The 18,265-nt window shown below is 74.6% G+C and carries 21 protein-coding genes; 3 read left to right on the top strand and 18 right to left on the bottom strand.

What is annotated here, in order from left to right:
* Window positions 1-54 precede the first annotated feature (54 nt).
* Together N866_RS05095 and paaZ are read right to left on the bottom strand one after the other, a co-directional pair.
* Window positions 55-897, bottom strand: coding sequence for an enoyl-CoA hydratase/isomerase family protein (locus N866_RS05095; RefSeq protein WP_081802341.1), 843 nt, complete (start codon window positions 895-897; stop codon window positions 55-57).
* Complete coding sequence (paaZ, locus tag N866_RS05090) at window positions 894-2,930, bottom strand: phenylacetic acid degradation bifunctional protein PaaZ (protein ID WP_034223548.1); 2,037 nt, start codon at window positions 2,928-2,930, stop codon at window positions 894-896. The genes N866_RS05095 and paaZ overlap by 4 nt, the downstream gene beginning before the upstream one ends.
* Before the next feature lie 68 nt (window positions 2,931-2,998).
* On the opposite strand from paaZ, the gene N866_RS05085 reads away from it, so the two are divergent.
* Window positions 2,999-3,418, top strand: a complete 420-nt coding sequence (locus N866_RS05085; protein WP_034223515.1) for a PaaI family thioesterase — start codon at window positions 2,999-3,001, stop codon at window positions 3,416-3,418.
* Here the strand turns inward: N866_RS05085 and N866_RS05080 are convergent.
* From N866_RS05080 to paaA, 6 genes are read right to left on the bottom strand one after another with little or no spacing between them, the layout of a single operon-like run.
* Entirely contained in the window at window positions 3,390-4,196 is an 807-nt protein-coding gene (locus tag N866_RS05080; RefSeq protein WP_081802340.1) for an enoyl-CoA hydratase/isomerase family protein, read from the bottom strand. The genes N866_RS05085 and N866_RS05080 overlap by 29 nt on opposite strands.
* Window positions 4,193-5,317 carry a 1,2-phenylacetyl-CoA epoxidase subunit PaaE gene (gene paaE, locus N866_RS05075; RefSeq protein WP_034223542.1) on the bottom strand — a complete coding sequence of 375 codons (1,125 nt, stop codon included), beginning with the start codon at window positions 5,315-5,317 and terminating at the stop codon, window positions 4,193-4,195. Before paaE ends, N866_RS05080 begins: the two co-directional genes overlap by 4 nt.
* Window positions 5,317-5,838 carry a 1,2-phenylacetyl-CoA epoxidase subunit PaaD gene (paaD, locus tag N866_RS05070; protein ID WP_081802339.1) on the bottom strand — a complete coding sequence of 174 codons (522 nt, stop codon included), beginning with the start codon at window positions 5,836-5,838 and terminating at the stop codon, window positions 5,317-5,319. The genes paaE and paaD overlap by 1 nt, the downstream gene beginning before the upstream one ends.
* Window positions 5,832-6,620 (bottom strand): 1,2-phenylacetyl-CoA epoxidase subunit PaaC, encoded by a 789-nt coding sequence (gene paaC, locus N866_RS05065; RefSeq protein WP_081802338.1) that lies wholly within the window; start codon window positions 6,618-6,620, stop codon window positions 5,832-5,834. The genes paaD and paaC overlap by 7 nt, the downstream gene beginning before the upstream one ends.
* A complete protein-coding gene (paaB, locus tag N866_RS05060) occupies window positions 6,617-6,928 on the bottom strand; it encodes a 1,2-phenylacetyl-CoA epoxidase subunit PaaB (RefSeq protein ID WP_052022410.1) in 312 nt (103 codons plus the stop codon). The genes paaC and paaB overlap by 4 nt, the downstream gene beginning before the upstream one ends.
* Window positions 6,925-7,842 carry a 1,2-phenylacetyl-CoA epoxidase subunit PaaA gene (gene paaA, locus N866_RS05055; RefSeq protein WP_052022415.1) on the bottom strand — a complete coding sequence of 306 codons (918 nt, stop codon included), beginning with the start codon at window positions 7,840-7,842 and terminating at the stop codon, window positions 6,925-6,927. Before paaA ends, paaB begins: the two co-directional genes overlap by 4 nt.
* A gap of 150 nt (window positions 7,843-7,992) precedes the next feature.
* Between paaA and N866_RS05050 the strand changes: the two genes are divergently transcribed.
* Window positions 7,993-8,643 carry a TetR/AcrR family transcriptional regulator gene (locus N866_RS05050; RefSeq protein ID WP_052022409.1) on the top strand — a complete coding sequence of 217 codons (651 nt, stop codon included), beginning with the start codon at window positions 7,993-7,995 and terminating at the stop codon, window positions 8,641-8,643.
* 123 nt (window positions 8,644-8,766) lie between these two features.
* Here N866_RS05050 and N866_RS05045 read toward each other — a convergent pair whose 3' ends face one another.
* From N866_RS05045 to N866_RS05035, 3 genes are read right to left on the bottom strand one after another with little or no spacing between them, the layout of a single operon-like run.
* Window positions 8,767-9,654, bottom strand: coding sequence for an aminoglycoside phosphotransferase family protein (locus N866_RS05045; protein WP_081802346.1), 888 nt, complete (start codon window positions 9,652-9,654; stop codon window positions 8,767-8,769).
* Between the two features lie 37 nt (window positions 9,655-9,691).
* Window positions 9,692-10,351, bottom strand: a complete 660-nt coding sequence (locus tag N866_RS05040; RefSeq protein ID WP_034223511.1) for a GyrI-like domain-containing protein — start codon at window positions 10,349-10,351, stop codon at window positions 9,692-9,694.
* On the bottom strand, window positions 10,348-10,779 hold the full coding sequence (locus N866_RS05035) for a hypothetical protein (RefSeq protein WP_034223509.1): 432 nt from the start codon (window positions 10,777-10,779) through the stop codon (window positions 10,348-10,350). The genes N866_RS05040 and N866_RS05035 overlap by 4 nt, the downstream gene beginning before the upstream one ends.
* A gap of 147 nt (window positions 10,780-10,926) precedes the next feature.
* Between N866_RS05035 and N866_RS05030 the strand changes: the two genes are divergently transcribed.
* Window positions 10,927-11,508: a GNAT family N-acetyltransferase gene (locus N866_RS05030; protein WP_034223507.1), complete on the top strand. Its 582-nt coding sequence runs from the start codon at window positions 10,927-10,929 to the stop codon at window positions 11,506-11,508.
* 127 nt (window positions 11,509-11,635) lie between these two features.
* Here the strand turns inward: N866_RS05030 and N866_RS05025 are convergent, their stop codons facing one another.
* The 7 genes from N866_RS05025 to N866_RS05000 all read right to left on the bottom strand — a co-directional run.
* Window positions 11,636-13,078 (bottom strand): DHA2 family efflux MFS transporter permease subunit, encoded by a 1,443-nt coding sequence (locus N866_RS05025; protein WP_034223505.1) that lies wholly within the window; start codon window positions 13,076-13,078, stop codon window positions 11,636-11,638.
* A gap of 103 nt (window positions 13,079-13,181) precedes the next feature.
* Window positions 13,182-13,325: a hypothetical protein gene (locus tag N866_RS20810; RefSeq protein WP_155855208.1), complete on the bottom strand. Its 144-nt coding sequence runs from the start codon at window positions 13,323-13,325 to the stop codon at window positions 13,182-13,184.
* A 214-nt stretch (window positions 13,326-13,539) separates the two neighbouring features.
* Window positions 13,540-14,085, bottom strand: a complete 546-nt coding sequence (locus N866_RS05020; RefSeq protein ID WP_245612360.1) for a TetR/AcrR family transcriptional regulator — start codon at window positions 14,083-14,085, stop codon at window positions 13,540-13,542.
* 90 nt (window positions 14,086-14,175) lie between these two features.
* Window positions 14,176-15,381, bottom strand: coding sequence for a 3-oxoadipyl-CoA thiolase (gene pcaF, locus N866_RS05015; protein ID WP_034223492.1), 1,206 nt, complete (start codon window positions 15,379-15,381; stop codon window positions 14,176-14,178).
* The gene (gene paaI / locus N866_RS05010) at window positions 15,378-15,833 is read right to left on the bottom strand and encodes a hydroxyphenylacetyl-CoA thioesterase PaaI (RefSeq protein ID WP_034223490.1); all 456 of its coding nucleotides are present in this window, start codon (window positions 15,831-15,833) and stop codon (window positions 15,378-15,380) included. Before paaI ends, pcaF begins: the two co-directional genes overlap by 4 nt.
* Complete coding sequence (locus N866_RS05005) at window positions 15,823-17,352, bottom strand: 3-hydroxyacyl-CoA dehydrogenase (protein ID WP_034223488.1); 1,530 nt, start codon at window positions 17,350-17,352, stop codon at window positions 15,823-15,825. The genes paaI and N866_RS05005 overlap by 11 nt, the downstream gene beginning before the upstream one ends.
* Window positions 17,349-18,265: dihydrolipoamide acetyltransferase family protein (locus tag N866_RS05000; protein ID WP_155855207.1), on the bottom strand; the 917-nt coding region annotated here is incomplete at its 5' end. The genes N866_RS05000 and N866_RS05005, both read right to left, overlap by 4 nt.

Here is an 18,265-nt window from a genome sequence, read left to right as displayed (position 1 = left end):
CGACCGAGTCTGCCGCAGCCCGTGTCGCGCCGCCGTGCCGGCGGTCGTCCGCGCTCAGCGGCCGGTGAAGGTCGGCGGGCGCTTCTGCTGGAAGGCCAGGAAGCCCTCGACGTAGTCGTCCGTGCGCGACGCCGCGCCCTGAGCGCGGGCCTCGTCCTGGAGCAGGCCCGACGACGCGCCGCGCCGCGCGGCGAGCCCGGCCACGATGCGCTTGGACTCGACGAACGCCGCGGTCGGGCCGTCGGCGACCGCGGCCACGAGCGCGCGGACCCGGTCGAGCAGCGCCTCGTCCTCGACGACCCGGCTGACGAGACCGACGCGCGCGGCCTCCTCGCCGTCGAGCAGCTCACCGGTGAGGATGAGGTCCATCGCCCGGTGCGGGCCGAGGCGGTCCACCAGCAGCGCGTGGCCGCCGGAGTCCAGCACGGCGCCGATCCGGTGGAACGGCGACCCGAGGCGCGCGCTGCGGCCGGCATAGATGACGTCCGCCGCGGCCATGAGCCCGAGCCCGACGCCCAGTGCCGCCCCCTGGACCGCGGCGACCACCGGGACGGGGACGCTGCGCACGGCCGCCAGGACCGGGTGCACGAGGTCGGCGAGGAAGCCCTCGGCGTCGTCGGCGCGCGGGTCCACCCCGGAGATGTCCCGCCCGGCGCAGAACGCGCGGCCCTCGCCGCGCAGCAGCACGGCGCGCAGCCCCGTCCGCCCGGCCAGCTCCTCGAACACCGCGCGCAGGGCGCGCAGGGCCGGTTCGTCCAGGGTGTTGAGGCGGGCCGGGCGGTCCAGCACCACCTCGGCGACCGGCCCGGAGACGGTCGTCCGGATGCCGGCCTCCGTCCGCTGGAGGTCGTCCGCCCCTGGCGGCTCGGCGGCGTTCCCGGCCGGCTGGTCGCTCATCGGGGCCACTCCTTCGCCACGAGGGTCAGCACGTCGTAGGTGGCGACCGTCTCCCCGTCCTGGTTCAGCACCTCGGCGTCCCAGACCACCTCGCCGTAGTCGGCGTCGACCCGGGGTGAGATCTGCTTGGCCGTGAGGTGCACCGTCAGCGCGTCGCCGGGGTAGACGGGGGTGAGGAAGCGCAGCCGTTCCAGGCCGTAGTTCGCCAGCACCGGGCCCGGCTCCGGCGAGACGAACAGCCCCGCCGCCAGCGACACCACGAAGTACCCGTGCGCGACCCGGCCCTCGAAGAACGGGTTCGCCGCGGCGGCGTCGTCGTCGGTGTGGGCGTAGAAGCGGTCGCCGGACAGGTCGGCGAACCGGTCGACGTCCTCGAGGGTGACCGTGCGGGGCCCGCCGGTGACGGAGTCGCCGACCTGCAGGTCCGCGAGGCTCTTGCGGAACGGGTGCTCGCCCTCGGTCCGGCGGGGAGCCCCGGTCACCCACGTGCCCGTCACCGCGGCGACGGCCCGCGGCGAGCCCTGCACCGCCGTCCGCTGCATGAAGTGCAGGACCGAGCGGATGCCGCCGAGCTCCTCCCCGTCCCCGGCGCGCCCGGGACCGCCGTGCACGAGCTGGGGGAGCGGCGACCCGTGACCCGTGGACTCGGCGGCCGAGTCCTGGTCGAGGACCAGCAGGCGGCCGTGCCACGGCGCGACGCCGAGGACGACCTCACGGACGACGTCGGGGTCGGCGGACACCACCGAGCCCACGAGGCTCCCGCGTCCTCGGGCCGCGAGGTCGATCGCGTGGTCGACGTCCCGGTAGGCGATGACCGTGGAGACCGGGCCGAACACCTCGACCTCGTGCGGCTCGGTCCGCGCCGGGTCGTCGGCGACCAGCAGCAGCGGGGGCAGGAAGGCGCCGCGCCGGGGGTCGGCGTCGACGACCTCGAACCGGTCCGGGTCGCCGACGACGAGCCGCGCGCCCTGGGTGAGCTTCTCGAGGCCCTCCCGGACCGCGCGCCGGTGGTCCAGGCCGACGAGCGCGCCCATCGTCACGTCCTCCGACGCCGGGTTGCCGACCCGGACCTTGCCGGTGATCCGGGCGTCGACGGCCGCCACGACGTCCGGCACGAGGTGCTGCGGCACCAGGGCACGCCGGATGGCGGTGCACTTCTGTCCCGCCTTGGCGGTCATCTCGGTGACCAGCTGGCGCACGAACAGGTCGAGCTCCGGGCTCCCGGGCCCGACGTCGGGACCCAGCAGGGAGAAGTTCAGCGAGTCCGCCTCGGAGCTGAAGCGCACGCCGCGGTGCTGCACCGACGGGTGGGCCCGCAGCAGGGCGGCGGTGCCGGCCGAGCCGGTGAAGGCGACCGTGTCCTGCTCCGCCAGCAGGTCCAGCAGGCCGCGCGTGCCGCCGACGACGAGCTGGACGCTGCCCTCCGGCAGGAGGCCCGACGCGACGATCTCCTCGACCACGGCCGCGGTGAGGTACGCCGTCTGACCGGCCGGCTTCACCACGGTCGGCACCCCGGCGAGGAAGGCGGGCGCGAGCTTCTCGAGCATGCCCCAGACGGGGAAGTTGAAGGCGTTGATCTGCAGCGCCACGCCCCGGCGGGAGGTGTAGAGGTGCTGGCCCACGAACTGGCCGCCGCGGCCGAGACGCTCCGTGGGGCCGTCGACGAGGACGTGGGTGTTGGGCAGCTCGCGCCGCCCCTTGCCCGCGTAGCTGAAGAGCACGCCGATGCCGCCGTCGACGTCCACCAGGGAGTCGCGGCGGGTGGCACCGGTCCACGTCGACAGCTCGTAGAGGTGGTCCCGGCGCCCGTTGAGGTGCAGCGCGAGGGCCTTGAGCGCGAGCGCCCGCTCGTGGAAGGACATCGCCCGCAGGGCGGGACCGCCGACCGACCGCGCGTGGTCGAGCACGGGGACGAGGTCGATCGGGTCGGTGCCGATGACGGCGACCTCCTCCGCCGTCGCCGCGTGCAGCAGCGCGGTGGTCGGCCCGGACGGCGCGGCCCAGCGCCCCCCGACGTAGCTGCGGACGGTCATGGTCACGGCTGTCCTCCTGGGTTCGCGTCGTCCGCGGGGCGGGCGGCGGTCGTTCGTATGCTCGGCGGATGGACGACGACGTGCTCCGCCGCGCTCACCCCGATCTCTCGCTGGGGGCCCTGGACCGCAAGATGGGCATCCGGGTGCTGGAGGCCTCGGCGGACCGGGTCGTGGCGACCATGCCGGTCGAGACCAACACCCAGTCCTTCGGCCTGCTGCACGGCGGCGCGATGGCGTCCCTCGCGGAGGCCGTCGGCTCGTGGGCCGCGGTCATCCACGCCGGGCCCGGGCGAACCGTCGTCGGCGTGGACCTCAGTGCCACGCACCACCGCAGCGCGCGCGAGGGGGTCGTCACCGCGACCGCGGACGCGCTGCACCGGGGGTCGAGCCTGGCGACGTACGAGGTGGTGGTCCGCGACGAGCAGGACCGCCGGCTGTGCACAGCACGGATGACGTCGTTCATCCTGGCCCCTCGTCCGGCGGGCTGACCTCGCCGCCACGGTCCGACCCGCCGTCGGCGCGCTCCTGGCGGCGACGCCCGCGCTCGGCGAGGAAGGCCCGCATCCGCTCCTGCTTGTCGGGGTCCTCGAAGAGGACGGCCTGCGCGAGCAGGTCGAACCCGGTGGTCGCCGGCCGGTGCACGCGCAGCGCCAGCTTCGTGAGCTCCAGGGCGCGCCAGGAGCGCCCCGCGATCCGCTCGGCCAGCGCGACCGCCTCCTCGAGCAGGACGTCCCCCGCGTGGAGGTGGTCCAGCAGGCCGGCTCGGTGGGCGGCGTCGGCGTCGAGCACCTCGCCGGTGTAGAGCATGCGCCGCGCGAGCGGCAGCCCCACGACCTGCGGGAGGCGCCAGTTGGCCCCCGCGCCGGCGAGGATCCCGAGGCCCGGCTCCGGCTGGGCGAAGCTCGCCCGCTCGGACCCGATCCGCAGGTCGCACGCGAGGGCCAGCTCGCAGCCGCCGCCCAGCGCGGGGCCGTCGACGGCGGCCACCGTGGGCCAGGGGTGCGCCTCGACGGCGTCCATGAGACCGGAGTTGATGCCGCGCAGGGCGTCGTCGGCGTCGCGCTCGAGGAGCTCGGCGATGTCGGCGCCCGCCGCGAAGATGCCCGGGGTGGTGGAGTGGACCACGAGCACGCACGGTGAGCGCCGGGCGTCCTGGAGCACGGCGTGCAGCCGGTCCACGGTCGCCTCGTCCAGCGCGTTGCGCTTGGTCGGCCGGGCCAGCCCGACGAGCAGGGCTGGCCCCCGGCGCTCGACGACGACGCTCACTGGTCGTAGTCCACGGTCACGCGGTCCGTCACGGGGTGGGACTGGCAGGTGAGCACCATCCCGGCGGCGACCTCCTCGGGCTCGAGCGCGTAGTTGGTGTCCATCTCGACCGCTCCCTCCAGCACGCGGGCGCGGCAGGTGCCGCAGACGCCGTTGGTGCAGGCGAACGGCGCGTCCGGGCGGACCCGCAGGGTCGCGGCGAGCACCGACTCGCCGTCGCGGGGCAGGGTCACCGTCGTGGAGCGGCCGTCGAGCACCACGGTCACGGCGGAGCCGGAGCCCGGGTCCCCGGACGGCGGCGTCCGGCGCTCGCGGGCCGGGGAAGCGCCGACGTGGAACAGCTCGCGGTGGACGTGGCCGGCGTCGACGCCTCGCTCGAGCAGCACCTCGCGGACGCTCTCGGTGAGCGTGAGCGGCCCGCAGAGGAACCACTCGTCGACGTCCTCGGCGGGCAGCACCGTGTCGAGGATGCGCCGCAGCCGGTCGGGGTCGAGGCGTCCGGCGAGCAGGTCGACCCCGGGGCCCTCCTCGCGCAGGACGTGCAGGAGCTGGAACCGGTCGGGGTAGGTGTTCTTGAGGGCCTCGAGCTCCTCCAGGAACATGATCGAGGAGGGGCGGCGGTTCGCCAGGACCAGGGCGGCGGTGCTGCCGGGCTCGACGGCGAGCGCGGTCCCGAGGATCGACAGCACGGGGGTGATGCCCGAGCCGGCCGCCACGGCCACGTAGCGGCGGGCCTGCGACGGGTGCAGATCGGGGGAGAACGTGCCGGTCGGGGTCATGACCTCGAGCTCGTCGCCCGGGGCGAGGTGCTCGGCCACGTACGCCGAGAAGACGCCGTCGGGGATGCGCTTGACGCCGATGCGCAGCAGGTCGCCCGTGGCCGGCGCGCAGATCGAGTAGTTGCGCCGGACGTCGCCCTCCAGCTGCGGGGCGCGGACGGTGAGGTGCTGGCCGGCGCGGAAGCGGAACTCCGCGCGCAGGCGCTCGGGCACGTCGAAGGTCACGGCGACGGCGTCATCGGTCAGGCGTTCGATCGAGGCGACCCGCAGCCGGTGGAAGACGGCGTGCCGACGGGTGGAGGGCGTCGTCGGCGCGGTGTCGGTGGCCGGGGAGCTCGGCATCACAGCGCCTTGAAGGAGTCGAAGGGCTCGCCGCAGTCGCGGCAGGACCACAGCGCCTTGCACGGGGTCGACCCGAAGCGGCTGATCTCGCGGGTGTGCAGGGACCCGCACCGCGGGCACCGGGCCGACAGCGTGAGCGCGACCGTGCCCGGTGCGGCGACCGGTCCCGCGCCGGACGGCGGGGCGATGCCGAACGCGCGCAGCTTGGCCCGGCCCGCCTCCGTGATCCAGTCCGTCGTCCAGGCCGGTGCGAGGACCGTCCGCACGACGACGCGGGGGGCACCCGCCTCGCGCAGCGCCCGCTCGACGTCGGCCGCGATGACCTCGGTGGCCGGGCAGCCCGTGTAGGTCGGCGTCAGGGTCACCTCGACGGTGCCGTCCGGGGCGACCTCGAGCCCCCGGAGGATGCCGAGGTCGTCGAGCGTGACGACGGGGATCTCCGGGTCGGGCACCGCGCCGGCGACGTCGCGCAGCCGGGTGGCGTCGGCCGCGGGCGGGCGGGGCGTCGTCGCGGTCACCATCGTGCCCCCGGGTGCGCGCGGTGCAGGTGCTGCATCTCCGGCAGCAGGTGGCCCAGGTGCTCGGTGTGCAGGCCGCGGCGTCCACCGCGGGAGTGCCACGTCGGCGTGGGGACGGTCAGCGTCGCGCGGGCGACGACGTCCTCGACGTAGGCGGTCCACGGCGCGAGCAGCGACGGCGGGTCGACGGCGACACCGGGCAGCTGCGCCGCGACGTCGTCGGCCGCGAACAGCTCGGCCACGTACGGCCAGACGCGGTCCAGGCCCGCCTGCATGCGCCGGTGGCCCTCGTCGGTGCCGTCCCCGAGGCGGAGCACCCACTGCGTCGCGTGGTCGCGGTGGTAGGTGACCTCCTTGACCGCCTTGGCGGCCAGGTCGGCCAGGAGCGGCTCGGTGCTGTTCCGCAGGGCCGTCCAGAGCTCGTACTGGTAGGCGGAGAAGACGAGCTGGCGCGCCATGGTCACGGCGAAGTCGCCGTTGGGGATCTCCACGAGGCACACGTTGCGGAACTCGCGCTCGTCGCGGAGGTAGGCCAGCGCGTCCTCGTCCCGCCCGGCGCCCTCGACCTCGCCGGCGTGGCTGAGCAGGACGCGCGCCTGGCCGAGCAGGTCCAGCGCGATGTTGCCCAGCGCGATGTCCTCCTCGATCTGGGGCGCGCGGGTGATCCACTCGCCGAGGCGCTGGGCGAGGATCAGGGCGTCGTCGCCGAGGCCCACGAGGTAGGCCACGAGAGGGTCGGCGGGCGCCGTCGGGCGCTGCGGACGGGACGTCGTGGGGGTGCTCACAGGTGCTCGACCCCCTCGGGCACCTCGTAGAACGTGGGGTGCCGGTACACCTTGTCCAGCGCCGGGTCGAAGAACGGGTCCTGCTCGTCGGGGCTCGACGCGACGATCGCGGCGGACGGCACGACCCACAGCGAGACGCCCTCGCCGCGGCGGGTGTAGACGTCGCGGGCGTTGCGCAGCGCCATCTCGCCGTCGGGCGCGTGCAGGCTCCCGACGTGCTGGTGGGAGAGCCCGCGCCGGGACCGGACGAAGACCTCCCACAGCGGCCAGCCGTGGGGGGTCCGGGGAGCGCTGCCGGCCGTGGTCATGCGGCGTCCGACGTCGTCGTGGCCGCGGCGGCGTGCTTGCGGGCGTAGGCGTCGGCGGAGTCGCGGACCCAGGCGCCCTCCTCGTGCGCTGTGCGGCGGCGCTCCATGCGCTGGGCGTTGCACGGGCCGTCGCCGCGGATGATGCGGTCGAGCTCGTCCCAGTCGATCGCGCCGAACGCGTAGTGCCCGGTCGCCTCGTCCCAGCGCAGGTCAGGGTCGGGGATCCGCAGGCCGAGCACGTCCGCCTGGGGGACCGTCATGTCGACGAACCGCTGCCGCAGCTCGTCGTTGCCGAACCGCTTGATGCCCCACGCGGTGGACTGGGCGGAGTGCGTCGACGCGCTGTCCGGCGGGCCGAACATCATCAGCGAGGGCCACCAGAAGCGGTCGACGGCGTCCTGCGCCATCGCCTTCTGCGCCGGCGTGCCGTGGGAGAGGGTGTGGAGGATCTCGAAGCCCTGCCGCTGGTGGAAGGACTCCTCCTTGCAGATGCGGACCATGGCGCGTCCGTACGGGCCGTAGGAGCAGCGGCACAGGGGGACCTGGTTCATGATCGCGGCGCCGTCGACGAGCCAGCCGATCGCGCCCATGTCCGCCCACGTCAGGGTGGGGTAGTTGAAGATCGAGGAGTACTTCTGCTTGCCCTGGTGCAGCAGGTCGAGCAGCTCCTCGCGGTCGACGCCGAGCGTCTCCGCGGCCGAGTAGAGGTACAGGCCGTGGCCGGCCTCGTCCTGGACCTTGGCCATGAGGATCGCCTTGCGGCGCAGGCTCGGAGCGCGGGTGATCCAGTTGCCCTCCGGCTGCATGCCGATGATCTCCGAGTGCGCGTGCTGGGCGATCTGGCGGATCAAGGTCCTGCGGTAGCCCTCGGGCATCCAGTCGCGCGGCTCGATCCGCACCTCGTCGGCGATCATGCGATCGAAGCGCAGCTGCTGCTCCTCCACGGGGGGAGGGGTGTCGACGTCGACCTGCACGGGACCTCCGCGTCCTCGGCCGGACGGCGACGGTGCCGGCCGATATTGTCGAACGAACGTTCGGTATTGATTTTAGGGGAGACTGGGGCCGTGTCAAAGGGAGCGGAGGCGGGGGCCGGCGTCGTCGCCCGACGTGGCAGGCCGGCCCGGTACAGCCAGGACGACCTCGTCGCGGTGGTGGCGCAGGTGTTCCTCGAGCGCGGCTACGACGCCACGAGCATGGCGGACCTCGCCCGGGCGAGCGGCCTGACCAAGTCGACCTTCTACCACCACGTCAGCGGCAAGGAGCAGCTGCTGCGCCTGGCGGTGAGCCGTGCGCTCGACGCGCTCGACGGGGTGTTCGAGGAGGAGGCGCGGCTGGACGACAGCCCCGTCCACCGGCTGGAGCGGGTGCTGCGGCGGACCACCGAGGTGCTCCTCGCGGAGCTGCCCTACGTCACGCTCCTGCTGCGGCTGCGGGGCAACACCGAGGTCGAGCGGGAGGCGCTGGAGCGTCGTCGGTCCGTCGACGCGCGGCTCGCGCAGCTGGTCCAGGATGCCAGGGCGGCGGGCCAGATCCGCTCGGACCTCGAGCCGCGCCTGGTCACGCGGCTGCTCTTCGGCATGGTCAACTCCCTCGTCGAGTGGTACCGGCCGGACGGTTCAGGTGCCTCCGGCGTCGGGCACGGCTCGCGCGACGACGAGATCGTGCACGCCGTCGTCGAGCTGGCGCTGGACGGGCTCCACGCGCGGCGGGGCTGACGGGACCGGTCTTCCTGTAGCCCCCGGCTGATGGGCGCGTACGCCGGCTCGCACCCGTTGCCACGATGTGGCGTGACACCACGAGGACACCGGCATCTGCTGGACCCAGGTCCGAAGTTGGGCTCAGTCGCCGGCGAGGAGTCGTCCCAGCGTGCGCCGGCCGATCGTGCTCATCACGGGGTTGGACTCGGCGTAGTACCAGACCAGTCCCATCGCCTGCTGCAGCGCCCATCCGCGACCGCGCGCCCACTCGTCGTCGTCGATCGCTAGCGCAGCCCGCAGGACGGCGCGCGGGCCGGTCTCGAGCAGGTGCCACGCCCCGACGAGCTCGAGGGCTGGGTCGGCCGGCCCGAGGCCGCCCACGTCCAGGATGCCGGCGAGGCGGCCCTCGGCGACGAGCACGTTGCCCGGCATGAGGTCGCCGTGCGTCATCGCGTCCGGTGCGTCCCGGGGCGTCTCACGCAGCTCGTTCCAGAGCCGCCGCGCGGGGGCGACGTCGAGCAGCCCCTCGCCGCGCTCGAAGCACGTGGCCCGGTAGTCGTCGTGGGCCGTCAGGTCTCCGCCGCGGCCCGTGCCTAGGAACGTCCGACCGCGTGTGGGGAGCCCGCGGACGGCGCTGATGAAGGCGGCGAGATCCTCGGCGAACGCGACGGAGCCCCCGGGGTCGTCCTGGGTGGCGTCCATGCCGGGGAGCCATGTCTGCACCGACCACGGCACGGGGCAGCCCTCGCCCGGCTCGCCGACCGCGAGGGGCTCGGGCGTCGGGAACGGTGTCCGGCCGTGCAGCTCGCGCCCCGCGGCTGCCTCGGCCTCGAGCTGGACCCGCACCGAACGTGGTTCCCCCGCCTGGAGCGGGACGCGGACACTGAGCTCCTCACCGAGCCGGAACACCGCGTTGACCGTGCCCGTCGACGCGACGGCGGCGACCGGCAGAGGGGCCCACCGGGGCATCTGGGAGGCGACGAGGCGCTGGACCGTCGTCACGGTCACGTGCAGCTGACCAGGGTGCATCGTCACGGCACGACCATCCCCGAGGGCGCTCAGGGGCTCAAGCGCAAATCCGTCCCGAGGGCGCGGAGCCCGCGTCACCCGAGGTGGCGACAGGCTGCCGGAGGATCGTGCGTCGCTTCTCGGGCGCGACGCGGCGGAGGTCGCTGAGGTAGATCTCGTGGTGCTTGCCGACCCTGCGCAGCCCGTGGTCGGGGATGAACTCGTCGTGCATCCGCGCGAGCACAGCCGCCTCCTCGTCGAAGGCGCCGACGTGCAGGGTCTGCACGCACCGGCCTTCGGCGAGGGTCTCGAGACGGATGTCGTCGACGCGCGCCGCCCGGCCCTTCGCGTCTGCCTGCCCGACCGCTCCGACGACGAGGGCACGGTCGATCCAGTCCGGGACCATGAGCATGAGCGTCCAGTCCCACCTCGTCTTGTCACGTGCGGCGGTGAAGGACCTCATGTCGTCGGCCCACCAGAGGCCCTCCAGGGGCGGCACGACGTAGTCGCGCCCGAGGTCCCGCTTGCTGGCGAACTTCACCGTGTACGCCACGGGGTAGAGCGCCTCCACCGCTTCGGCGAACGCGGGGGAGGTGTTCGGGTCGCCGTGGCCGTCGATCATGAGGTACTGCAGGTCAGGCAGGTCGAGGACCTCGAACGAGCCCGCTCGCGCGCGGAACGCGCCGACGGTCTTCTTGAGGTCGACCTTGTCGGTCATCGGGTCGAGCCGTCCGGCGCCGTGGACTGCGGCGTCGGGCTCGCCTGGCGGCCGGCCCGGATCAGGACGGCGCCGGCGACGAGGTTGGCGACGACCGCCGAGGCGATGAGGGGTGATCGCGCACGGCGGCCCCACGTCGCCGGTTCGATCGCGGTGCCTGCGAACACCGCGGCGCCGACGTACCCGCACCAGCGGCCGGCCGGGCGGCCGGAGCCCTCCCGCAGGGCGTCACCCACGACGAGGGCGACCATGGGCCAGGGTGCCGAGACCGCGCTGCCCCACCCGACCGCGAGGTGTTGCCCGACCGACCCGGGAGCGCGCCAGCCGAGCGGCTCACCGACGAGGTGCTCCCGCACGGACACGGCAGCACCCCACGCCGTCGACGCCACGAAGAGCGCGGCTGGACCCCCGAGCCGTCGTCCCGTCATGGCATCACCCCCGCCGTCCGCCCGGTGTCCTCGGTGATCTCCCGCAGGGTGATCGTCACCTTCGACACGGTACGCGCGAGCACGACGCGTCGCGCCCCCGCGCGCAAAGGGCGTGCCGTGGCTCGGGAGTGGTGGTGGCATGGGTCCATGACCTGGGAGACCCGACCTCTCACGCCTGACCGGTTCGACGACTTCGCCGACGTCGTCAACCCGAACCGCCGCGCCACCCACTGCTGGTGCCTGTCGCACCGCCTGCGCGCGAAGGACATCGAGGAGCTCGGCCACGGTGACCGCGAGCAGGCGATGCGACGGCTCTGCGAACGGGAGCACCCACCGGGCGTCGTCACGTACCTCGACGGGACGCCGGTGGGCTGGTGCAACATCGGCCCGCGCGCCGACATCCCCCGGCTCGCCGGCTCCCGGCTCATCCGCCCCGTCGACGACGTACCGGTCTGGAGCATCGTGTGCGTGGTCGTCCGCAGCGGTCACCGCAGGGCGGGCGTCACGGCACAGCTCATCGAGGGGGCGGTGGCGTACGCCGCGGCGCACGGCGCTCCGGCGGTCGAGGCGTACCCGGTCGACCCGCAGGGCCGGATGGACACGACGATGGCGTTCGTCGGCACGCGCTCGATGTTCGAGAGGGCGGGCTTCGAGGCGGTCGGGACGACGGCGGCCGTCGCGTCCGGGATGCCGCGGCTGGTCATGCGCCGCTGGACCGCGGACGCGTGACCCGGGCGGTCCTCCCACCAGGGTCCGCGACGCGGGCGCCAGGTGCTCCTCATCGCTGCCCGGTTCGGTGTGGACCTGCAGCAGGAGGTCGCCGACAAGTGGCTCGTCCATCTCGCGCCCGCGTGCGCTAGGCCTGGCCCGGGTCCGCTCGACGCGCACCGACAGCCCGAGCGACGAGGGCCCCGAGCAGGCTGACGGCGGCGGCGCCGAGGAAGAGCCACGAGAACCCGCCGGTCATGGCATCGGGCGTCGCGACGCCGCTCTCGACGAGGGACTCGGTGCGGAGCGCCGCCAGGGTGCCGAGGACGGCCAGGCCTACCGCGCCGCCGATCTGCTGGCTGGTGTTGACGAGGCCGCCGGCGAGTCCCGCCTCACGCTCCTCGACCCCGTCGACGGCCAGCTGGGTGGTGGTGACGAACGCGCCCCCCAGGCCGAGTCCGATCAGCAGGGTGGGCGTGAGGATCTGGGTGCTGAACAGTGCCTGCGACGAGGCGAGCGACAGCCAGAAGAGCCCCGCCGCGAGCACCACGAGCGATCCGACCAGGGTTGGCCCCGCGCCCACGCGATCGATGATCACGGGGGCGACGGCGGCGACGACGACGAGGACGCCGGCCAGGGGGAGCTGCGCGAGCCCGGTGGTGAGGGCGCCGTAGCCGAGGACGGCCTGCATGAACACGGAGAGCGCGAAGAACAGGGCCACCATCGCCGCCCCGAGGAGCAGCATGATGACGTTCCCGACCGCGAGGTGCCGGTTCCGGAACACGTGGAGAGGCACGAGAGGCTCGGCGGCGCGGCGCTCGATACGGACGAAGGCGATGCCGAGGACGACCGCCGTCGCCGCCAGGCAGAGGGCCAGCGGGTCGAGGACGCCGACCTGCTCGACAGCGCTGAGCGCGCCAACGGCGGCGACGAGAGCACCGGTGATGGTCGTCGCCCCGGGGACGTCGAGCTGGGTCCGCACGCCACGGGCGTCGGGGGTGATGAGCAGCGGGACCGCGACGAGGACGACCGCACCGACCGGGATGTTGACGAAGAACACCGACGGCCAGCCGTACTCGGCGGTGAGGACGCCGCCGAGGAGGACGCCGGCCGCGGAACCGACGCCCGCGACGGCGCCCCAGAGCCCGAGGGCCTTCGTGCGGTCCTTCGCCTCGGGGAACAGGTACGTCAGCAGAGCGAGTGCTGCGGGCGCCAGCAGCGCGGCGGACGCACCCTGGAGGGCGCGCGCGCTCAGGAGCGTCGGGCTGGTGGTCGACAGGCCCGCCAGGGCGGACGCGGCGACGAATCCCGCCGTGCCGATGAGGAAGACGCGGCGGTGTCCGTACCGGTCCGCGAGGCGCCCGCCGAGCAGGAGCAGTCCGCCGAGGGCGAGGACGTAGGCCGTGATGACCCAGGAGAGCGCGGCGGTGTCCATGTCCAGCTGCTGCCCGAGGACGGGAAGAGCGATGTTGACGATGGACGCGTCGAGGACGACGAGGAACTGGGCGAGGGGCAGGATGCTCAGGGCGATCCAGCGGCGGCTGCTGCGCCGGGCCGGCGCGGGGGCGGCGATGGGGACGGTGATGGTCATGGTGGTGCCACTTTCGAGCGAGGTGCGGGACGCGCCCGCGAGCTGGGGAGGGGCGAGCCGACACGGGGGGACGGACCGTGTCCGTCCCCCCGTGTCCTGGGCGTCAGTCCCAGAGGCCGAGCATGGTGACGAGGGCGATCGTGAGGACGCCGAAGGTGATCCACCACGCGGTCTTCTCGCCGGAGACGAGCGTGGCGTCGGTGGTGGGCGGACCCGCGGCCGCGGGGGAGGAAGAGACATCGGTCATGGTTGTCGTCCTTGCGTCGGAGGTGGGATGGGCTGGCGTGATGGGATCAGCTCCACTGGCTGAACATCGCGACGGCGATGAGCGCGAGCGGTGCCAGGGCGAGCCAGCGCATCGTCATTTCCTTGGTCATGCTTCCTCCCTTCAGGCTAGGAAGTGATCAATCACTCACTGAGATCGAGCGTGCGGGCAGGCAGCCGCGCGCCGAGAACCGCGCCTACTCGGGGTGGCGGATCCCGTGCGAGAGGACCTGTGCCCACCTCTCGCCGCTCTCCTCGATCCCCGCGGTGACGAGCAGGTGGCACAGCTGGCCGAAGGCCATGAACCGCTGCACCTGGTCGTCGGAGCCGGCCGAGCGCTCCGACGCGAAGGTGGTGACACGGGCCAGTCCGGCACGCAGGGCGTCCCCGAGCTCGGGGACGTCGGCGACCGACTGGGCGTGGACCTGGAGCTGCAGGAGCGTGCGGTCGCGGATCAGGTGGGCATACGCGTCGCCCATCGAGTCGAGCACGGCTTCGGGGGAGCCGCCTTCCGCTGCGTCCGCGCCCGCCGCGAGAGCGGCGACGATCCGCTCGAAGCAGACCTCGAGCGCGGCGACGAAGAGCAGCTCCTTGCGGGGGAAGAGCTTGAAGACGTATGCGGGCGAGATCTCCGCGTCGCGGGCGACGTCGGCGACTGTCGTGCCGTGGAAGCCGCCCCGGGCGAACGCCGTCAGCGCAGCCGCCGCGACGATCGGCCGACGGATGTCGGCGGTTGAGAGCACCGGGCCTCGTGAAGTCACATGAGTGACCGTACACTCACTCGGGTGAGTGGGCAACCGCCCAACGGGAGCCGGACGGCCTCAGCGTCGGAGTCAGACCGTCTCCAGGAGCAGAGACACTCCCTGCCCGACCCCGACGCACATCGTCGCCACCGCGCGCCGCGCGCCCGAGCCGCTGCGGTCGGCCACCTCCGTCGCGGCCGTCAGGGCCAGGCGCGCGCCGCTCATCCCGAGCGGGTGGCCGAGGGCGATCGCGCCGCCGTTCGGGTTGACGTGCTCGGCGTCGTCGGGAAGCCCCAGCGACCGCAGCACGGCAAGCGCCTGGGCGGCGAAGGCCTCGTTGAGCTCCATCAGGTCGACCTCCGCGAGCGTGAGGCCTGCCCGGGCGAGCAGCCGCTCGGTCGCCGGCACGGGACCGATGCCCATGGTCCGGGGCGGCACCCCCGCCGTCGCCATCCCGGTCACCCGCGCCAGGGGCTCGAGCCCGTAGCGGTCGACGGCGCCCTTCGACGCCACCAGCACCGCGCAGGCGCCGTCGTTGATGCCCGAGGAGTTCCCCGCGGTGACGCTGCCGCCGTCCGCGAGCGGTCGGAGCCGGCCGAGCGCCTCCAGCGACGTCTCCCGGGGGTGCTCGTCCTGGTCGACGAGGACCTCCCCGCCCCGGGCGGGGACGGGCACGCCCACGATCTCCCGGGCGAGGCGCCCCTCGGCGCGGGCCGTCGCGACCCGCTCCTGGGACCGCAGCGCGAACGCGTCCTGGTCCTCCCGGCTGATGCCGTGCTCCCGGGCGAGGTTCTCCGCGGTCTCGGGCATCGAGTCCGTGCCGTACAGCTCGCGCATGCGCGGGTTCACGAACCGCCACCCGAGCGTGGTGTCCGCGATCTCGGCCTCCCGGGACCACGCCGCCGTCGCCTTGGGCACGACGAACGGCGCGCGGCTCATGCTCTCCACGCCCCCGGCGAGCACCAGGTCCGCGTCGCCGGCGCGGATCGCCCGCGCTGCGGTCCCGACGGCGTCCAGGCCCGAGGCGCAGAGCCGGTTGACGGTCGCCCCGGGGACCCCCACGGGCAGCCCGGCCAGCAGCGCGGCCATCCGCGCGACGTTGCGGTTGTCCTCGCCGGCCTGGTTCGCGCAGCCGAGGACGACGTCGTCGACGGCCTCCCAGTCGACGGACGGGTGGCGGTCGACGAGCGTGCGCAGGACGTGCGCCGCGAGGTCGTCGGGCCGGACGGCCGCCAGCGCCCCGCCGTAGCGGCCGATCGGGGTCCGCACCCCCGCGACGAGGAACGCCTCGGTCATGACCCGTCCTCCTGGGGCAGCAGGGGCTTGCCGAGCGAGCGGCTGCGTCCGCGGTACTCGGCGATCACGGTGCCGTCGGCGCGTGACACCGTCACGTCGTACACGCCGCTGCGCCCGGACCGGACGCGCTCGGTCGCGTCGGCGGTCAGCTCGTCGCCGAGCACAGCGGGCACCACGAAGACGATGTCGAAGCCCGCCGCCACCGTGACGTCGTCGTCGGTGTTGCAGGCGAACGCGAACGCGCTGTCCGCGAGGACGGCGAGGTAACCGCCGTGGCACGCGCCGTGCCCGTTCACCATCTCCGCCGTGACCCGCATGGTCAGGCGTGCCGCTCCGGGCGCCACGTCGACGAGCTGCATGCCGAGGCGTCGGCTCGCGAGGTCCGCGTCCCACATCGCCTGCGCGCACCGGCGTGCCAGCGCCGCCCGCTCGGTCCCCGACTCAGAGGTCACGCAGCGACCTCCCCGTGCGCACGGCCTCCCGCAGGGCGGCGCTCACGCGGTACCGCGGGCCGGTCGGCGCCAGCGCGTCGAGCAGCGCCGCCACGCGCGCCGGCCCGATCGCGTCCCCCCACTCCAGCGGCCCCCGGGGGTGGCCCGCTCCGAGCCGCAGGGCCGTGTCGACGTCGGCGGCCGACGCGACCCCGCGCGCCACGACGTCGCACGCCTCGTCCACGAGGAGCGCGACCGTCCGCGCGACGAGCAGCCCCGGCACGTCGGGCAGCACGGTGACCTCCGACCCTGCCGCCCGCAGCACGGACACCGCCTGCTCCGGGGCGGAGGAGGCGCCGTCGTCGGACGAGGTCACCGCCCACCGCGGCGCGGTCGCGGCGTCGCCGACGAGGTCCAGCACGACCACCGCCCGCCCGAGCCGCGCGGCGTGCTCCGCGGCGCTGCGGCCGTCGGTCGGGACGACGACGCCGCCGTCCAGCTCGGCCCGGGGCTCACCCCCGGCTGCCGCGTCCTCCTCGACGACGACGACGCCGCCGCGGCGCGCCCGGTCCCACAGCGGCGCCCAGGGGCCCCAGTCCCCCCGGAGCCGGACCTGCGTCGGAGCCCTCCCGGCCCGGACGGGCGACGTCCCCGCCGGAGCGGCCACCCGCGTCTCCCCGTCGTGGGCGTAGAAGCCCGTCCCGGTCTTCCGGCCCAGCCGCCCGTCCGCGACCAGCGCGGCCTGCACCGCGACCGGCTCGAAGCGCGGGTCGTGACCCGTCTGCTCCCACACCGACCGGGTCGTCGCGAGGTTGACGTCCTGCCCGATGAGGTCCGTGAGCTCCAGCGGGCCCAGGGGGAAGCCGCCGCCCTCGCGCAGCACGGCGTCGATCGTGGCCGCGTCGACGCCCTGCTCCAGCAGCCGCATGGCCTCGCCGTAGAAGGGTCGGGCCACGCGGTTCACGACGAACCCGGGGGAGGAGCGCACCTGGACCGGGGTCTTGCCCCACGCCGTCATCAGCTCCGCCGCCTCGGCGACCACCGCCGGGTCCGTCGCCTCCCCGGCGACCACCTCGACGAGCCGCATGACCGGCGCCGGGTTGAAGAAGTGCAGCCCGAGGACGCGGCCGGGACGGTGCAGGCCGGCCGCGACGTCGGTGACCGACAGCGACGAGGTGTTCGTCGCCAGGACGCCGTCGCCGGCGACGACGGCCTCGAGGGCCGCCATGAGGTCGCGCTTGGCGGCGAGCACCTCCGCGACGGCCTCCACCACCAGCGCGCACGGCCCCAGGTCCGCCACCGACGACGCCGCGGTGAGCCGGTCCCGCGCCGCGCCCGCCACCCCGGCTTGCAGGCGACCGCGGCCCACGAGCCGGTCGAGCGCCGCCCCGACCTGCTCGACGGCGGCGTCGGCCCGCCCCGGCGCGGTGTCGAGGAGCAGGACCGGGTGCCCGGCCAGCGCGGCGACCTGCGCGATTCCGGCGCCCATGGTCCCCGCGCCGACCACCCCGACGACGGCCGGCGCCGCCAGCCGGCTCACAGCTCCGCCAGGTCCAGCAGGTGCGGCAGCGGGCGCTCGACGGCGTCGGCGACGAACCGCAGGAACCCGCCCGCCGTGCCGCCGTCGCACACCCGGTGGTCGAAGACGAGGGAGAGCTGGGTGATGCTGCGGACGACGACCGCGCCGTCGACGACCCAGGGACGCGGCATGATCCGGCCCAGGCCGAGGATCGCGACCTCCGGGTGGTTGATGATCGCGGCGCTGCCGTCGACGCCGAGCACGCCGTAGTTGTTGAGCGTGAACGACCCGCCGGTGAGGTCGGTCGCGCTCGCCCTGCCCTCCCTGGCAGCGGTCGTCAGACGGCGGATCTCCTCGTCCAGGGCCTTGGTGCGCATCTGGTGGGCCCCGCGGACGACCGGCACCACGAGGCCCCGGTCGGTCTGCGCCGCGATGCCGAGGTTGACCCCGGCGAGGTGCACGATCTCGCCGCCGTCGGTGTCGACGCGGGCGTTGAGGGCCGGGTAGCGCTCGAGCCCGGCGACGACGAACCGGGCGACCAGCGCCAGGACGCTCGGCGCGGGCCGGTCCGGCGACGCCAGCCCGGCCCGGAGCTCCAGGAGCGTGGTCGCGTCGACGTCGACCCACGTGGTCGCCTCGGGGATCTCCTGCCGGCTGCGGCTCAGCGCCGTGGCGATCGCCCGGCGCACCCCGGTCAGCGGCACGCGCTCGCGGACCGCGAGCCCGGTGCGCTCGTCCGTCGCCGCGCCGGCGGCGCCCGCGTCGGACGCCGTGATCGCCTGCTCGACGTCGCGCCGCACGACCAGGCCTCCCGGCCCGGTCCCGCGCACGGTCGTGAGGTCCACCCCGGCGTCCCGCGCCATCGTCCGGACCAGCGGCGAGCTCACGGCCACCGTGGTCGGCGTCGGCGCGACGCCCACGGCAGGGCTCACGG

This window comes from Actinotalea ferrariae CF5-4 (assembly GCF_000603945.1).
GTDB classification, from domain to species: domain Bacteria; phylum Actinomycetota; class Actinomycetes; order Actinomycetales; family Cellulomonadaceae; genus Actinotalea; species Actinotalea ferrariae.
Note: the sequence above shows the minus strand (reverse complement) of the source record. Positions and strands in the feature narration are given on the sequence as shown.

What these genes read in the sequence shown, in the direction of transcription:
- paaZ (WP_034223548.1), bottom strand. Translation starts at nt 2,930, where the DNA reads ATGACCGTCCGCAGCTACGTCGGGGGGCGCTGGGCCGCGCCGTCCGGG.
- paaE (WP_034223542.1), bottom strand. Translation starts at nt 5,317, where the DNA reads ATGCCGAGCTCCCCGGCCACCGACACCGCGCCGACGACGCCCTCCACC.
- N866_RS05085 (WP_034223515.1), top strand. Translation starts at nt 2,999, where the DNA reads ATGGACGACGACGTGCTCCGCCGCGCTCACCCCGATCTCTCGCTGGGG.
- paaA (WP_052022415.1), bottom strand. Translation starts at nt 7,842, where the DNA reads ATGATCGCCGACGAGGTGCGGATCGAGCCGCGCGACTGGATGCCCGAG.
- N866_RS05095 (WP_081802341.1), bottom strand. Translation starts at nt 897, where the DNA reads ATGAGCGACCAGCCGGCCGGGAACGCCGCCGAGCCGCCAGGGGCGGAC.
- N866_RS05030 (WP_034223507.1), top strand. Translation starts at nt 10,927, where the DNA reads ATGACCTGGGAGACCCGACCTCTCACGCCTGACCGGTTCGACGACTTC.
- N866_RS05025 (WP_034223505.1), bottom strand. Translation starts at nt 13,078, where the DNA reads ATGACCATCACCGTCCCCATCGCCGCCCCCGCGCCGGCCCGGCGCAGC.
- N866_RS05045 (WP_081802346.1), bottom strand. Translation starts at nt 9,654, where the DNA reads ATGCACCCTGGTCAGCTGCACGTGACCGTGACGACGGTCCAGCGCCTC.
- pcaF (WP_034223492.1), bottom strand. Translation starts at nt 15,381, where the DNA reads ATGACCGAGGCGTTCCTCGTCGCGGGGGTGCGGACCCCGATCGGCCGC.
- N866_RS20810 (WP_155855208.1), bottom strand. Translation starts at nt 13,325, where the DNA reads ATGACCGATGTCTCTTCCTCCCCCGCGGCCGCGGGTCCGCCCACCACC.
- N866_RS05035 (WP_034223509.1), bottom strand. Translation starts at nt 10,779, where the DNA reads ATGACGGGACGACGGCTCGGGGGTCCAGCCGCGCTCTTCGTGGCGTCG.
- paaB (WP_052022410.1), bottom strand. Translation starts at nt 6,928, where the DNA reads ATGACCACGGCCGGCAGCGCTCCCCGGACCCCCCACGGCTGGCCGCTG.
- paaD (WP_081802339.1), bottom strand. Translation starts at nt 5,838, where the DNA reads ATGGTGACCGCGACGACGCCCCGCCCGCCCGCGGCCGACGCCACCCGG.
- N866_RS05040 (WP_034223511.1), bottom strand. Translation starts at nt 10,351, where the DNA reads ATGACCGACAAGGTCGACCTCAAGAAGACCGTCGGCGCGTTCCGCGCG.